This window comes from Roseateles sp. P2_H4, assembly GCF_056403315.1.
The window spans coordinates 1-14,431 of sequence record NZ_JBFUFR010000035.1; the positions used below are offsets into that span (position 1 = coordinate 1).

At 69.4% G+C, this 14,431-nt stretch carries 11 protein-coding genes and 1 tRNA gene; 1 reads left to right on the top strand and 11 read right to left on the bottom strand.

Annotation, left to right across the window (positions count from 1 at the left end; genetic code table 11):
- Nucleotides 1–14 precede the first annotated feature (14 nt).
- The 5 genes from AC1DW3_RS22980 to rsmB form a co-directional block, all read right to left on the bottom strand.
- A tRNA-Phe gene (locus AC1DW3_RS22980) sits at nt 15–90 on the bottom strand.
- Nucleotides 91–156: 66 nt separating this feature from the next.
- Entirely contained in the window at nt 157–855 is a 699-nt protein-coding gene (locus AC1DW3_RS22985; protein ID WP_477935251.1) for a response regulator, read from the bottom strand.
- Nucleotides 856–861: 6 nt separating this feature from the next.
- On the bottom strand, nt 862–3,150 hold the full coding sequence (locus AC1DW3_RS22990; RefSeq protein ID WP_477935253.1) for a sensor histidine kinase: 2,289 nt from the start codon (nt 3,148–3,150) through the stop codon (nt 862–864).
- Complete coding sequence (locus AC1DW3_RS22995; RefSeq protein ID WP_477935255.1) at nt 3,147–3,707, bottom strand: DUF4390 domain-containing protein; 561 nt, start codon at nt 3,705–3,707, stop codon at nt 3,147–3,149. The genes AC1DW3_RS22990 and AC1DW3_RS22995 overlap by 4 nt, the downstream gene beginning before the upstream one ends.
- Nucleotide 3,708: 1 nt before the next feature.
- Nucleotides 3,709–5,037, bottom strand: a complete 1,329-nt coding sequence (gene rsmB / locus AC1DW3_RS23000) for a 16S rRNA (cytosine(967)-C(5))-methyltransferase RsmB (protein WP_477935257.1) — start codon at nt 5,035–5,037, stop codon at nt 3,709–3,711.
- 43 nt (nt 5,038–5,080) lie between these two features.
- On the opposite strand from rsmB, the gene folE reads away from it, so the two are divergent.
- Nucleotides 5,081–5,776: a GTP cyclohydrolase I gene (gene folE / locus AC1DW3_RS23005; protein WP_477935259.1), complete on the top strand. Its 696-nt coding sequence runs from the start codon at nt 5,081–5,083 to the stop codon at nt 5,774–5,776.
- A 223-nt stretch (nt 5,777–5,999) separates the two neighbouring features.
- On the opposite strand, the gene AC1DW3_RS23010 is transcribed toward folE, so the two are convergent.
- From AC1DW3_RS23010 to AC1DW3_RS23035, 6 genes are all read right to left on the bottom strand, one after another.
- Nucleotides 6,000–6,494 (bottom strand): TlpA family protein disulfide reductase, encoded by a 495-nt coding sequence (locus AC1DW3_RS23010; protein WP_477935261.1) that lies wholly within the window; start codon nt 6,492–6,494, stop codon nt 6,000–6,002.
- A gap of 30 nt (nt 6,495–6,524) precedes the next feature.
- Nucleotides 6,525–7,070 carry a LemA family protein gene (locus AC1DW3_RS23015; RefSeq protein WP_477935263.1) on the bottom strand — a complete coding sequence of 182 codons (546 nt, stop codon included), beginning with the start codon at nt 7,068–7,070 and terminating at the stop codon, nt 6,525–6,527.
- Nucleotides 7,067–7,771 (bottom strand): 7-cyano-7-deazaguanine synthase QueC, encoded by a 705-nt coding sequence (gene queC, locus AC1DW3_RS23020; RefSeq protein ID WP_477935265.1) that lies wholly within the window; start codon nt 7,769–7,771, stop codon nt 7,067–7,069. Before queC ends, AC1DW3_RS23015 begins: the two co-directional genes overlap by 4 nt.
- 633 nt (nt 7,772–8,404) lie before the next feature.
- Nucleotides 8,405–9,664, bottom strand: a complete 1,260-nt coding sequence (locus AC1DW3_RS23025; RefSeq protein ID WP_477935267.1) for a glutamate-5-semialdehyde dehydrogenase — start codon at nt 9,662–9,664, stop codon at nt 8,405–8,407.
- A gap of 20 nt (nt 9,665–9,684) precedes the next feature.
- Entirely contained in the window at nt 9,685–11,490 is a 1,806-nt protein-coding gene (locus tag AC1DW3_RS23030; RefSeq protein WP_477935268.1) for a hypothetical protein, read from the bottom strand.
- 82 nt (nt 11,491–11,572) lie between these two features.
- Nucleotides 11,573–14,398, bottom strand: coding sequence for a M16 family metallopeptidase (locus tag AC1DW3_RS23035; RefSeq protein WP_477935270.1), 2,826 nt, complete (start codon nt 14,396–14,398; stop codon nt 11,573–11,575).
- Nucleotides 14,399–14,431 lie beyond the last annotated feature (33 nt).

The window sequence follows — 14,431 nt, forward strand, 5'->3', positions numbered from 1 at the left end:
GAGCCGTTTTCGTTTGGTGGCCTGGGGCGGAATCGAACCACCGACACGCGGATTTTCAATCCGCTGCTCTACCAACTGAGCTACCAGGCCTTGATCTGTTCGTGAACGGCTAGCGCCGCTCAGCGAAGTCCATGACTATAGCACAGCGTTTTTGGCTCAGGCGCCGCTGCCGCGCTTGTTGCGGCTCAGGTCGACGCCCAGTTGCTTGAGCTTGCGGTAGAGGTGGGTGCGCTCCAGGCCGGTCTTTTCGGCGACGCGGGTCATGGAGCCGTTTTCCTTGGCGAGGTGGAACTCGAAGTAGCTCTTCTCGAAGGCGTCGCGAGCCTCGCGCAGCGGCCGGTCGAGCTCGAAGCTCTGCTCGGACGCCAGCGAGTTGCCAGGCATGTGGCTGTTGCCGGTGAGGCTGGCCGGCGCGGCCTGCAGCCCCGGGTTCATCTCGGGGCGGGCGTAGCTGGGCAGGCCGGCGACGGCGGGCGCGGGGCGCGGCGGGGCCGTCTTGACCAGCGCCTGCTCGACGGCGCGCAGCAGCTTCTGCAGCGTGATGGGCTTCTCGAGGAAGGCGATGGCGCCGAACTTGGTCGCCTCCACCGCCGTGTCGATGGTGCCGTGGCCGCTCATCATGATGACGGGCATGGTGAGCAGGCCGGCGCTGCCCCATTCCTTGAGCAGCGTCACGCCGTCGACGTCGGGCATCCAGATGTCGAGCAGCACGAGATCCGGGCGCATGCGTTCACGCACTGCCCGCGCCTGAGTGGCGTTCTCGGCAAGCTCAATGGTGTGTCCCTCGTCGCTGAGGATTTCGGACAGCAGAGCACGAATGCCCAGCTCGTCGTCGACAACAAGAATCGTGGCCATGAATCCTTAGGTCTTGGCGGCCTGCCCACCGGGCTCGGTGGCAGGCGCCAGATTCGAAAATGATAGCGAAACTTGCGCCCCGATCACGACAGCCTCCTGTCCGCTTTCAAGGGGAGAACCCGCATCGGAAGCCGGATGCAGGTTGCGCAAGGAGATCCGGGCGCCGTGTTCATCGGCAATTTTCTTCACGACGGCCAGGCCCAGGCCGGTGCCTTTGGCCTTGGTCGTCACATAGGGTTCGAAGGCGCGCTTGAGCACTTTCTCGGCAAAGCCGGGGCCGTTGTCGATGATGTGCAGGCGCACCGAGCGGGGCGTGCCAGTGTCGTTCATCGACAGCGAGGAGCGCACGGTGACATGGCCGTCGACGCGGTCATGCACGGCGTCCAGCGCGTTCTGCACGAGGTTGTGGATGACCTGGCGCAGCTGGCTGGCATCGCCCTTGATGAGCGGCAGGCGGGGTGCCAGCTCGGCGGTCAGGCGGCCTTTCTCCTGCGGCTCGGCGTAGAGGCTGAGCACCTCGTGGATGAGGGCGTTGAGGTCCAGCGGGTGCAGCTGCGCGGAGGGCAGGCGGGCGTAGTCGCGGAACTCGTTGACGAGCTGCTTCATCGCCTGCACCTGGTTGACGATGGTGGCCACGGAGCGCACCAGCATGGCCTGGTCGGCGCCTTCGAGCTTGGCTTCGAGCTTGTGCTGCATGCGCTCGGCCGAGAGCTGGATGGGCGTCAGCGGGTTCTTGATCTCGTGGGCGAGGCGGCGCGCGACCTCGCTCCAGGCGGCGGAACGCTGGGCCGACACGACCTCGGAGATGTCGTCGAAGACGAGCAGGCGGGCGTCGTGCGGCAGCGGCGCGCCGCGCACCAGCAGGGTCAGCGGGTCCTGCTTGGGGTCGAGCTGGAGCTCGAAGGAGTCCTGCCAGAGCTCGCGGTCCATGTCGCGCTCGCCGCTGTCGCGGCCGATGTGCTGCTCGAAGCGCTGGTCCAGCGACGCGGCGAACTCGGCGAGGCCGGGCACGTCGGCCAGCGGCCGGCCCACGTAGGCGGACAGCGGCAGGCGCAGGATGCGCGTCGCGCCGGGGTTGACGGTTTCGAGGCTGCCGTCGGCGTCGATGACGAGCACGCCGGCGGTCAGGTTGTCGAGGATGGTCTGCAGATGGGTGCGGGCGGCGTCGAGCTCGGCCACGGTGCGCGAGACCTGGGCGCGCGCATCGGCGAGCTGGCCGGTCATGTCGGCGAAGGAGCGCGTCAGGCCGCCGAGTTCGTCGCGCGAGGCAAGCACCGGGCGCACGGAGAGGTCGCCCAGGGCGACCTGGCGCACGCCGTCGGCCAGCATCAGCAGCGGCCGCGCGAGCTGGTTGCCGAGCGTGACGGCCAGCAGCAGGGCCGCGAAGGTGGCCAGGATGAGCACCAGCGTCAACGTGCCGAGGTACATGCGGCGCAAGCCGACGCGCTCCAGCGAGCGCTGCTGGTATTCGCTGTTGGCCGTCTGCACCGCCAGCGCATTGGTCAGCATGCTGGGCGGGATGCGCTGGATGACCATCAGGTAGCGCTCCCCCAGCCCCAGGCGCAGCTCGGAGTTGGGCAGCAGCGCCAGCGTGCGGATCTGGGCGCTGCCTTGCAGGGCCGCGGCCTCGTCCTCCAGGCCTTCGAGCTGGCTGGCCACGTTGCCGCCGCGGGCCTGGCGCAGCATGGTGCCGCTGGGGCGGTCGGGCGTCAGCTGGCGGGTGTCGCCGCCGCTTTCCAGCAGGATCTGGCCGTTGCCGCCCACCAGCGCGACGGTGCGGGCGCCGAGCTTGTCGCGCACCCGCTCCAGGCCGATCAGCTGGGGCGTGCTGCTCTCGGAAAGCTGGTCGGCGGCATCACGCGTCTTGGTGCCGAGGTCGGCCACCATGGCGTCCAGCGTGCCGCGGCCGAGGTTGAGGCCGGCCTCCAGCGCGCTGGCCAACCTGACGTCGAACCAGTTCTCGATGCTGCGGTTCACGAACTGGTAGGAGACGGCGTAGATCATGACGCCGGGCACGATGCCCACCAGCGCAAAGATGGCGGCCAGCTTGAACAGCAGCCGGCTGCCGAAGCGGCCCTGGCGCACGCGCACGACCAGGCGCACCGCGGCCGTCAGGATGACCAGGGTCAGCACCGCGGCCACGCCGACGTTGACCCAGTAGAGCCAGTGGTAGTGGCGCTCGAAGAAGCCGCGTTCTGAGGTGGTGCCGACGATCAGCACGAAGGCCAGCACGCCGATGACGCCCGTGAGGGTCACCAGGGTGATGACCCAGCCCCAACGCGCAACCTTCGTCATTTAAGGGAGAAATCGGGCGCGAAATTGCGCTTTTGATCGATGTTGAGCGCAAAACCCGACTGCAGGCCAATCTGCATGGGGCGCGGCAACTGGGTCACGTCGAGCTTGTAGCTGAACTCGAGGTAGTAGCTGCCGCTGTCCTCGATGTCCTTGGGCTCGGCGATGCGCCAGGCGCTCTGGCCGCGCAGCACGGTGAGGGCTTCGTCCAGCGTCGCGAAGCTCTGGTGCAGGCCGCCATTGGAGACGCGGTACTGCCGGGTCAGGGACTGCCAGGCCAGCCGCCAGGTGCGCTCGGCGCGGGCGACGCGGGCGTCGCGCCAGTACCAGCGGTTGCGCAGCACGGTGGCCTCGACGACGAAATACAGCGGCACGCCCTTGTGCAACGCGTCTTCGGCGGCGTGGCTGAGTTCGAAATGAGTCGTGAAGCTCAGGTCGAGGCCGTCATCGGCGCGGCGCGTGGCCAGCTGGGACAGCTCTATGCCCTCGGCCTGCGCCGGCCCGGGGGTCAGGGCGAGCAGCGCGGCGAAGAAGGCGGCGATGGCGATCCGGGCGAACAAATCAGGGCTTGGTCAGCAGGGCGTAGAAGAAGCCGTCCAAGGGCGGCAAGGGTTGCAGGGCATTGTCAGCCAGGGGGAGCAGGTGCCCCGTGAACCCGGCCACGGCGTGGGACTTCGCGTCAGTCTGGCGTTGCAAAAACGCGTCGAGCTGGGCCTGGCCCTCGGCGCGGAAGACGGAACAGGTCGCATAGACCAGCCGGCCGCCCGGCGCCAGCAGCGGCCACAGGGCGTCCAGCAGCTCAGCCTGGATGCGGGCCAGCGCGGTGATGTCGTCGGGCCGGCGCAGCCAGCGCACGTCGGGGTGGCGGCGCACGATGCCGGAGGCGCTGCAGGGGGCGTCGAGCAGGATGGCGTCGAAAGGCTGGCCGTCCCACCAGGTGGCGGTCTGGCGGGCGTCGGCGGCCTTCAGCGTGGCGGTCTGGCCGAGGCGGTTCAGCGTGTCCTGCACGCGGGTGAGGCGGGTGGCATCGGCGTCCAGCGCGGTGAGCTGGAGGTCGGGCTGCAGTTCCAGCAGGTGGGCCGTCTTGCCACCGGGTGCCGAGCAGGCGTCCAGCACCCGGGCCCCGGATTTGAGGCCGGCGCCGACGACGAGTGGCGCGGCGAGCTGGGCCGCGGCGTCCTGCACCGACACCAGGCCCTCGGCAAACCCGGGCAGGGCCGACACGGGCACGGGCTTGTCGAGCACGACGGCCTGGGGCGTGGGGGCGCCCAGGGCTCGCGCGGCAATGCCGGCGGCGGCCAGGCGCTCGACGTACTCGGCGGCGCTGGCGCGCTGGGCGTGCACGCGCAGCGTCATCGGCGGCGGGCGGTTGTTGGCGGCCAGGATGGCCTGCCACTGCGCCGGCCAGTCCTGGCGCAGCTTCTCGACCCACCAGGCGGGGTGGTTGAAGGCGCCCAGCGGGCTGCGCTCGGCGGCGACGACGATGGCCTCGCGCTCGCGCAGGAAGCGGCGCAGCACGGCGTTGATGAAGGCCGCGCTGGCGGGCGCGCGCTGCTTGGCGGCCTTGACGGCCTGGTCGACCAGCGTGTGGTCGGTGTAGGCCGGCTCGGGGTCGGGCCAGAGCAGGGCCAGGGCGGTCAGCAGCAGCGCGTCGACGCGCGCCGGCGGCGCCTTGGGCGCCAGCTGCTGGCGGGCCGCCTCGGCGCCTCCCAGGCGGCGCAGCGCCGTGAAGGCCAGGGCCTGGGTGCCGGGGCGCAGGTCGGCCGGCACGCGGGCCAGCAGTTCGGTCAGGGACTTGCCCTCGCGCACGCCCTGGACGGCATCGGCGGCCTGGGACAGCAGCCGGTGCAGCGGGGCGCTCAGACCGGCCGATTGGGGGCTTTGGGACATGGGCGGAGTGTAGAAGTGGGCTTTCGGCCGAGAATCCGCGCCCATGAATGCACCTGCCGCCGACGCCCCCGTCTCCGAACGCATCCGCTACCGCCTCGTGTCGGCCGGCTGCCGCCACCACGCCAACGACAACATCGCCGCCTACGTCGAACCCGGTGAGTTGGACGCGCTGCAGGCCGAGGTGCAGGCGCGCATGCAGGACGTGCTGAAGAGCCTGGTCATCGACACCGACAGCGACCACAACACCCAGGAGACGGCCAAGCGCGTCGCCAAGATGTTCGTGCGAGAGGTCTTTGCCGGCCGCTACGTGCAGGCACCCACGGTGACCGAGTTCCCCAACATCAGCCGTCTCAACGAGCTGATGATCGTCGGGCCCATCACGGTGCGCAGCGCCTGCTCCCACCACCTCTGCCCCATCATCGGCAAGGTGTGGATAGGCATCATGCCCAACGAGCATTCCAACCTGATCGGCCTGTCCAAGTACGTGCGCCTGACCGACTGGGTCATGAACCGCCCGCAGATCCAGGAAGAGGCCGTCATCATGCTGGCCAACGAGCTGGAGGGCCGCGTCAAGCCCGACGGCCTGGCCGTCGTCATGGAGGCCGACCACTTCTGCATGCACTGGCGCGGCGTCAAGGACATCGAGGCGGCCATGACCAACAGCGTCATGCGTGGCGCCTTCCTGACCGACCCGAACCTGCGGCGCGAGTTCCTGTCGCTGATGCCGAAGAAGTCGTGAGCCCCTCGTCCAGCCTCGCTCCGCTGAACGCAGGCGAGCCTGACCGGGACCACGCTGCGGCCGGAGTCCGCAGCGCTTCGGCAGGCACGGCGAGTCCTCAGGACTCACCATGTCCGGCCTCAGCCCCCGAGGGGACGGCGATGCTCGCGGCGTCGAGCCGCGAGCACATCGCCCGCCGGGCCGGCTAGGGGCGGCCCGGCGCTCGGCCCGAAATCATTCAGGACTACGGCAGCAGCCCGGCCACGTCGTCCCAGGCCTCGGGTGCGATGCGCCCGGCGTGGCGGGCGACGATGGCGCCCTTGGCGTCGATGACCAGCGTCAGCGGCACGGCGGCGGGTGCCGCCAATGGCGCGCCGAAAGTCAGATCGCCCGCCCACAACGCCGGCATCGCCGGGCCGTTCTTCTCGATCTGTTTGAGCGTCTGCAGATAGGCCAACGCATTGGCGCGGTCGCGATCGGTGCTGATCAGCACCAGCTCGAAAGGCTTGCCGCGCCAGCCCGACGCGTTGGCGCGCAGCTCGGGCATCTTCTGGATGCAGGGGGCGCAGTCGGTGTTCCAGAAGAACAGCATGACGACCTTGCCGCGCAGGGCGTCCAGGCTGAAGCGCTGGCCATCCAGCGTGTTGCCGTTCAGCCGCACCGGTTGGGCGGTGGCGGACAGGCTGACGAAGAGCAGGAGGGTGGCGATGAACAGGAGGGTGGCGATGAACAGGCGCATGCCGCACAGTCGCGCTGGCGGCGTTCAACCTTACAGTGAACGCGCCTCGCTGAAGCCGTAGAGATTCGCCAGTACGCGCGTCGGGAACTGGTGCAGCGCCTCGTTGTACTGGGCCACGGCCTGGTTGAAGACCTGGCGGGCAAAGGCGCGCTGGCGCTCGATGAGCTTCAACTCGCTGACAAGGCCGTCAATCTCGGTCTCGCTGCGCAGTTCGGGCTGGTGGTCCAGCAAGGAAAGCAGCCGGGTCAGCGCCGCGGCGTGCAGCGCGCTGGCCACGGCCAGGCTGCCGACCGGGTCGGGTGCCCAGGGCTTGGTGCGCGAGGCCTGGGCCGCGGCCTGGGATTCCGCCTGGGCGCTGGCCAGCGCGTCGAAGGTGGCCTGCTCGCTGGCCAGGCGCGGCGCAACGGCCGCCAGCAGCTTGTCGCAAACCTCGCTGCGGTCCTTCAGATGGGCATCAAGCTGCACAAAGGCCTCGCCGATGACATTGCGCAGCGACATCAGCCGGTTGTAGGCGCCCACGCCCCAGAAGAACAGCAGCGCCGCCCCGGCGACGCCGGCCCAACCCCAGATCGTCATGCCGCTGCCTTGTATTGCGCAAAGCCGCGTGCGCGCAGCTCGCAAGCCGGGCAGTGCCCGCAACCATGGCCCCAGTCATGCAGCACGCCGCGTTCGCCGAGGTAGCAGGTGTGGGTGTCCTCGACGATGAGCTTGACGAGGGCGTCGCCGCCGAGGCTCTCGGCCAGGCGCCAGGTGGCGGCCTTGTCGATGAACATCAGCGGGGTGTCCAGCGTCATCGGCGAATCCAGGCCCAGGCTGAGCGCCACCTGCATGGCCTTCATGGTGTTGTCGCGGCAATCCGGGTAGCCGGAGAAATCGGTCTCGCACATGCCGCCCACCAGTACCGACGCACCCCGGCGATAGGCCAGCGTCGCCGCAAAGGTCAGGAAGAGCAGGTTGCGGCCGGGGACAAAAGTGTTGGGCAGACCGTTGGCCTGCAGCTCGATGGCGCGCTTGCTGGTCAGGGCCGTATCGCTGATCTGGCCGAGCAGGGACAGGTCCAGCAGATGGTCGGCGCCGAGCTTGCCGGCCCAGGCCGGGAACTGCGCCGCGATTTGGGCGCGCACGGTGTTGCGGCAGTCCAGCTCGACGCGATGGCGCTGGCCATAGTCGAAGGCCAGGGTCTCGACCTCGGCGAAGCGGTCCAGGGCCCAGGCCAGACAGGTGGTGGAGTCCTGGCCGCCGGAGAAAAGCACCAGCGCTTTGCGGTTGTCGGTCATGGGCGGGATGCTAACTGGGTGGGGTTTGTGGTTTGTCCTGACAGGATGCTTTTGCCGGGGTCCTCATGACTCGCGTGCAGTGCCGCGGGAATCCGCCCCGCGAGGGCGGGTAACTTTTCTCTGACGCGCCAGAGCAAAGTCACCAAAAGAGGAGCGCTCAATGCAATCCGCACTCGAGCGGGGTCAAGCGCTCGCGTTGCTCGAACCGGGCCCCACCCCGAAGCGAACCGCTGCGCTCTCGCGTCTGACTTGTCACCGTCCGGACGTATCGCACCGGCGGACCGTCCGACGCGCGGCTGCACGCCGTGCTCACCAGAAACACAAATGCAGCGGCGCTCGGGCGACGCGGTATTTCCTGATGAGCCCGGCGTGCAGCCGGCGTTAACCGGCGCGAAGGGGCAATGGATGGTGCTCGTCAAAGGGACAGCAGCGAGAGCGCAGCGGGTCGCGTCTGGGCGCCATGCCGCTGGTCGTTTTCGCGCGCTGCTCATCGCGGCGTCGCGATCGTGTGCGGTTCAGGGCCTCTTCTTTGGTGACTTTCTTCTGACAACCCCGCAGAAGAAAGTTACCCGGTCGCCGGGACGGACTCCCGGCAATGCACCGAGCAGACACACGCTTCGCAAGAGCACCCTCTCAGCCCCTCACCTCACCCTGCCCCAACACCACCCACTTCATCGACGTCAGCCCCTCCAGCCCCACCGGCCCGCGGGCGTGGAATTTGTCGGTGGAGATGCCGATCTCGGCGCCCAGGCCGTACTCGAATCCGTCGGCAAAGCGCGTGCTGGCGTTGACCATGACGCTGGCCGAATCGACCTCGCGCAGGAAGCGCATGGCGTTCGGGTGATTCGTCGTCAGGATCGCATCCGTGTGATGCGAGCCATAGCGGTTGATGTGGGCAATGGCCTCGTCCAGCGAATCGACGACCTTGATGCTGATGATGGGCGCGAGGTATTCGGTGGACCAATCCTCTTCGGTCGCCGGCACGGCGCCGGGCACCAGGGCCAGCGTGCGCAGGCAGCCGCGCATCTCCACGCCCTTGGCCTTGAAGATGGCCGCGATGCGCGGCAGGAACGCCGGCGCCTGGGCCGCATGCACCAGCAGCGATTCGGTGGCATTGCAGGGGCTGTACTTCTGCGTCTTGGCGTTGTCGACGACCCTGAGCGCCTGCTCCAGATCGACCTCGGCGTCGACATAGCTGTGGCAGTTGCCGTCCAGGTGCTTGATGACGGGCACCTTGGCTTCGGCGCTGATGCGCTCGATCAGCCCCTTGCCGCCGCGCGGGATGATGACGTCCACCCATTGCGGCGAACTGATCAAGAGCCCGACGGCGGCGCGGTCCGTCGTGTTGACGAGTTGCACGGCCGCGCGCGGCAGGCCGGCCTCTTCGAGCGAAGCGCCAACGATCTCGGCCAAAGCAAGGTTGGAGTGGATGGCCTCAGAGCCGCCACGCAGGATGCAGGCGTTGCCGCTCTTGATGGCCAGCGACGCGGCCTCGATGGTCACGTTGGGACGGCTCTCGTAGATCATGCCGAACACGCCCAGCGGCACGCGCATCTGGCCGACGCTGATGCCGGTGGGGCGGCGCTTGACGCCGGTGATCTCGCCGATGGGGTCGGGCATGGCGGCAATCTGCTCGCAGCCTTCGGCCACCGTGGCCAGCGTCTTGGCATCGAGCTTGAGGCGGTCGCGCAGCGGGCCGCTGAGCTCGGACGCGCGCCCCAAGTCGCGGGCATTGGCCTCGGCGAGCACTGGGCCGGCCTCGCGCAGGCGGCGGGCCAGGGCCAACAGTGCGGTGTTCTTGGCGGCCGTCGGGGCGGCGGCCATGGCGGTGGCGGCGGCGCGGGCGGCGCGGCCGAGGTCGTCCATATAGGCGGGCAGGCTCATGTCCGCCATTTTCGTCGACGACCCTTGGCCTAGAGCTTCGTAAGGTCTGGCCCGCCCTCCGTGCCGAACCAAGCCTTGCTCAATGCCTGGCGAGCGCTCTTCTCGGCCGCCGCGTCGCCACGCTTCTTGTAGACCTCGGCCAGGGCCGCCAGCGCCCAGCCGTTGTTGCGCACGCGGGCGAGGGATTCCCGCAGGGCCTTCTCGGCCTCGTCCAGCCGCCCCTGGCGCAGGCGCACGGCGCCAAGGGACTGGCGCACCGGGTAGTACCAATAGGCCGGCTCGGTGTAAGCCAGGCCTTCCTCGATGGCGACGGCTTGCTCGAAGGCGGCAGCCGCACCGGCGAGGTCGCCCTGGGCATCGGCCAGGCGGGCCGTGGCAACCAACCGGGCCGTCTGCGTGATGGCCTGGGCCGGGATGCCCCAGGCGTCGAAGGGCTTGAAGTCGGCGCCCTTCTCCAGCGCCGCGATGGCTTCGATCTCGAGCCGGGCCGCGGCGGCGTCATGGCGAGCGGCCTGGGCCAGCGCTCTGGCGTAGTGGTACATGACGCGCACCAGCACCAGGTCGTCGGGCGGCGCAGCCAGCTTCAGGATGACGTCGGGCGCGCTGAACTGGGCGTGCGTCGTGTAGGGCGCGGCCTTGACGGGCTGCATGATGGGGAAGGCCTTGACGACGTCGACGGGCATGGCGGCGTCGAGCCGGGCTGCGGCGTCGATGGCCGTCTTGGCCGCGCCTCCCATCTGCGCCGACACCATCAGGAAGTGGATGTTGTGCGGGTAGTAGGCCGAGCGGTAGAGGGGGTCGGACGGCGAGGTCTTGAAATAGGCCTCGTCGACGGCGATGGCCTGCACATTGGCCTCCAGCGACTCGCGGTACAGGCCGACGCGGTAGTAGATGTGGGCCGGCATGTGCACGATGTGGCCGGCGCCAGGCATCTGCGCGGCCAGGCGGCGCGCGGGCTCCAGCGCGCGCTCCGGCCGCGTCGAGGCCTCCACGGCATGGATGTAGAGATGGATGGCGCCGGCATGGTTGGGGCGGCGCCTGAGCACGGTCTCCAGCGCGGCCACGATGTCGGCGGTGCGGCCCTTCGGCTTCGCGCCAGCGGCTTCCCAATAGTCCCAGGGCTGGGTGTCCATGGCCGCCTCGGCATACAGCACCTGCATCAGATCCTCGCCGGGGAACTGGGCCGCGACGCGCTTCATCGCGTCGGCATAGGCGGCGTCCAGCGGCGCGCGATCCTGCGGCGGCTCGGCCGCGTAGCGCTGCTGCAGGGCCTCGATGAGGACACGCTCGCGCGGCGGCAGCTTGTCCTTCAAATTGACGGCGCGCTGCAGCGCGGCCCAGGCGGGTGCGTTGGCCTCGGCCTGCATGGGCACATTGATGTTGGGGCCCAGCACCAGGGCTTCGCCCCAGAAGCACAGAGCACAGCCGGGGTCGAGCTTCTGCGCGGCCTGGAAGGCGCGCTGGGCCTCGGCGTGATTGAAGGCGAAGGCCAGGCGCAGACCCTGGTCGAAGTAGGCCTGCACCTTGGGCGAGGCATGCTCGAGCTTGAAGCTCATGCGGCCCAGGTCCTTGTAGACCGGCACGTCGCCCGGCGCGGCTTTCATGGGCGCGGGCTGGAAGGGCGCCGTCTCGGTCTTGGGCGTGGTGGCGGCTGCCGCCAGCAGGGCTTGCAGCAGCACGGGCTGGCCAGATGCCGTTGGCGCGCAGACGCCACCGGGCGCGCTCAGCAGCGGGTCGAAGCCCGCAGCCGTTTCCGCACTGCTGGCGAGGGCCCCGAGGCCCACGGCCATGAGTGCCTGCAGCAGGCGGGTGATGGGCGGTTGACGTAGACGCATGCGGCCTCCAGCCCAGGCAAGGGCCCGGAGGGGCATGCTGGCACCGGCGGGGCCGGCGCGCAATCCGCAATCCGTATTCCGGCTAGGGCTGGGGCTTGCCCTCAGCGTCACGAATCTCGGCCTTGCGGCCGATGGCCTGCAGCTGCGGCACGATCTTGGCCTTGTCGCCCACCGCCACGACGATGAGTTGGGCCGGGTCGAGATGCTGCTGCGCGGCCTTCAGCGCCGTGGCGGCGGTCACGGCGCCGTACTTCCTGGGCAGGTCGGTGATGGCGTTCAGCGGCTGGCCCGCCGACCAGTTGCCCGCATAGCCGGAGACGACGGCGAGGTTGGTATCGAACAGGCCCGGCAGCGACAGCAGCTGGGCATTGCGCACGCGGTTCAGCTCGGCCGCGCCCATGGGCTTGGCGCGCATGGCCACGATCTCCTTCCACATGTCGACCAGGGCCGGGCCCGTCACGTCGGTGCGCACGCTGCCGCGGATGCCGAACTGGCCACGCTCGCGGCCCATGGTGTAGCCCGAGCCGACGCCATAGGTGTAGCCCTTGACCTCGCGCAGCTGGTTGTTGATGCGCGACGTGAAGAGGCCGCCCAGGGCCGCGTTCATGACCTTGATCGCGGCGGCATCGGGTGTGGCGGCGAAGGGGCCGGGCGAGACGACGGCCAGGGCCGTCTGCGGCGCACCGGGCTTGTCGACGACGACGGTACGCGCCGCCACCGGCTTGGCCGCCGGCAGGGGCGCCGCGGGCGCGGCCTCGCCGCTCGGCTTCCAGGCGCCGAACAGCGGCTCGACGAGGGCGCGCAACTCGGCCTCACTCAGGTCGCCGGCGACGACGAGAGCCGCACGCTCGGGGCGGTAGTGGCCCTGCCAGAAGCCTCGCAGCGCGGCCGCGTCGATGGCCTTGATGCTGGCCTCGGTGCCCAGCGCATTGGGGCTTAGCGGGTGGCCCTCGCCATAGACGACGCGGTTGCCGACGGCATTGGCGAGCAGCGGCGCCTGCTCGCGCGTCTGCGCCAGCGCGGCCAGCCGCTCGGCCTTCTGGCGCTCGATCTCGGGCGCGGCAAAGGCGGGGTTGAGCACAAGGTCGGCCAGCAGGGCCAAGCCCTCCTTGGCGCCGGCCTTGAGGCCCGAGAAATCGATGCGGGCCTCTTCGCTGCCGGCCTGGGCGTTCAGCGTGGCGCCCAGGGCGGCCACGCTTTCGGCGATCTGCTGGGCGCTGCGCGTCGTCGTGCCTTCGGGCAACATGGCCGCGGTGAAGCCGGCGAGGCCGGGCTTGTCCGCCGGGTTGGCGCCCTGGCCGGCGCGCACCGCCAGGCTGGCACTGACCAGCGGCAGCCCGGGCTTGGAGGAATAGATGACGGTCAACCCGTTGGCCAGCGTGAAGCTCTGCGCGGCCGGGAGCGTCAGCGCCTTGGCCTTGGCGGCACCGGGCGGCTTGTTGCGCCAGGGCTCCAGGGCGTTCAGCGATTCGCGCTCGCCCTTGGCGACCTTGGTGGGCGCGGGCGGCGTGGCCACCTCGGGCGGCAGCACCTGCTCGCCCGGCTGGGCCTGCACGACGACACGACGGTCCTTCTTCAACCACTGCGCGACGGTGGCGCTGACGGCGGCCGGCGTCGTGGCGGCATAACGCGCCAGGTCCTTGCCGACGAAACCGGGGTCGCCGGCCATCTGGTTGTAGTGGTTGACCAGGTCGGCCAGCGACGTGACCTTCTCCATGCGCTGCAGCAGCTGGGTCTGGATGGTGGCGCGGGCCTGGCCCAGTTCGGCCTCTGTTGGCGGCGTGGTGGCCAGCTTGGCGATCTCGGCATCGACCAGCTTCTCGATGTCGTCCAGCGACGCACCGGGGCGGGCGACGATCTCGATGTTGAAGAGCGAGCTCAGCGACTGCGAGTCCTGGCCCACCTGCACGCTCTGCGCGAGCTGCTTGTCGCGCACCAGCAGGCCGTAGAGGCGGCTGGCATTGCCGCCGCCCAGCACATGGGCGGCCACGTCCAGCTCGGCGTCGCCGGCGGCGAACATCGACGGCGTGTGCCAGGCCAGGTTCAGGCGCGACAGCTCGATGCGGTCGGTCACGACGAGGCGGCGCTCCTTGTTGATCTCGGGCATGGCAACCTTCACCTCCGGCACCTTGGCACCGGCCTTCAGCGAGCCGAAGTACTTCTGCACCAGGGCCTTGGCCTGCGCGGGGTCGAAGTCGCCGGCCAGCACCAGCGTCGCGTTGTTGGGGCGGTAGTAGGTGCGGGCGAAGTCCTTCACGTCCTTGAGCTGGATGCCCTGGATGTCGGCATGCGAGCCGATGACGGCGGCGCGGTAGGGGTGGCCGGCGGGGTAGAGGGCCTGGTACATCGCCTCCTCGACGATGCCATAGGGCCGGTTCTCGAAGCTCTGGCGGCGCTCGTTGCGCACCACGTCCTGCTGGTTGGCCAGCGACACCGAATCGACCTCGTCGATCATGTAGCCCAGCATGTCGGACTTCAGCCAGAGGCCGAGCTCGAGCTGGTTGGACGGCAGCGTGAAGAAGTAGTTGGTGCGGTCGAAGTTGGTCGAGCCATTGCTGTCGGTGCCGCCGGCGGCGTCGACGAATTTGTCGAACTCGCCGCGCGGGATGTGCTTGCTGCCGGCAAACATCAGGTGCTCGAACAGGTGGGCGAAGCCGGTCTGGCCATTCGCCTCATTGCGCGGGCCGGCGTGCACCCACAGGTTGAAGGCCACCAGCGGCAGGCGGTGGTCCTCGACGAAGATGACCTCGAAGCCATTGGCCAGCGTCAGCTTCTCCTGGCGCACGGCGAGCTGGCCGGCCTCGATGCTGACGGCGCCCAGCGGTGCCGCTTCAATGGGCAGGGCGGCCGAGAGCGCACCGGCCAGGGTCAGCAATGCCACGAGACGGCGGGGAGCGGGAGCTTTCATTCGTTGGTTCTCTCGGACACGATCAGGTGAATT

What these genes read in the sequence shown, in the direction of transcription:
- AC1DW3_RS22985 (WP_477935251.1), bottom strand. Translation starts at nt 855, where the DNA reads ATGGCCACGATTCTTGTTGTCGACGACGAGCTGGGCATTCGTGCTCTG.
- AC1DW3_RS22990 (WP_477935253.1), bottom strand. Translation starts at nt 3,150, where the DNA reads ATGACGAAGGTTGCGCGTTGGGGCTGGGTCATCACCCTGGTGACCCTC.
- rsmB (WP_477935257.1), bottom strand. Translation starts at nt 5,037, where the DNA reads ATGTCCCAAAGCCCCCAATCGGCCGGTCTGAGCGCCCCGCTGCACCGG.
- folE (WP_477935259.1), top strand. Translation starts at nt 5,081, where the DNA reads ATGAATGCACCTGCCGCCGACGCCCCCGTCTCCGAACGCATCCGCTAC.
- AC1DW3_RS23010 (WP_477935261.1), bottom strand. Translation starts at nt 6,494, where the DNA reads ATGCGCCTGTTCATCGCCACCCTCCTGTTCATCGCCACCCTCCTGCTC.
- AC1DW3_RS23015 (WP_477935263.1), bottom strand. Translation starts at nt 7,070, where the DNA reads ATGACGATCTGGGGTTGGGCCGGCGTCGCCGGGGCGGCGCTGCTGTTC.
- queC (WP_477935265.1), bottom strand. Translation starts at nt 7,771, where the DNA reads ATGACCGACAACCGCAAAGCGCTGGTGCTTTTCTCCGGCGGCCAGGAC.
- AC1DW3_RS23025 (WP_477935267.1), bottom strand. Translation starts at nt 9,664, where the DNA reads ATGGCGGACATGAGCCTGCCCGCCTATATGGACGACCTCGGCCGCGCC.
- AC1DW3_RS23030 (WP_477935268.1), bottom strand. Translation starts at nt 11,490, where the DNA reads ATGCGTCTACGTCAACCGCCCATCACCCGCCTGCTGCAGGCACTCATG.
- AC1DW3_RS23035 (WP_477935270.1), bottom strand. Translation starts at nt 14,398, where the DNA reads ATGAAAGCTCCCGCTCCCCGCCGTCTCGTGGCATTGCTGACCCTGGCC.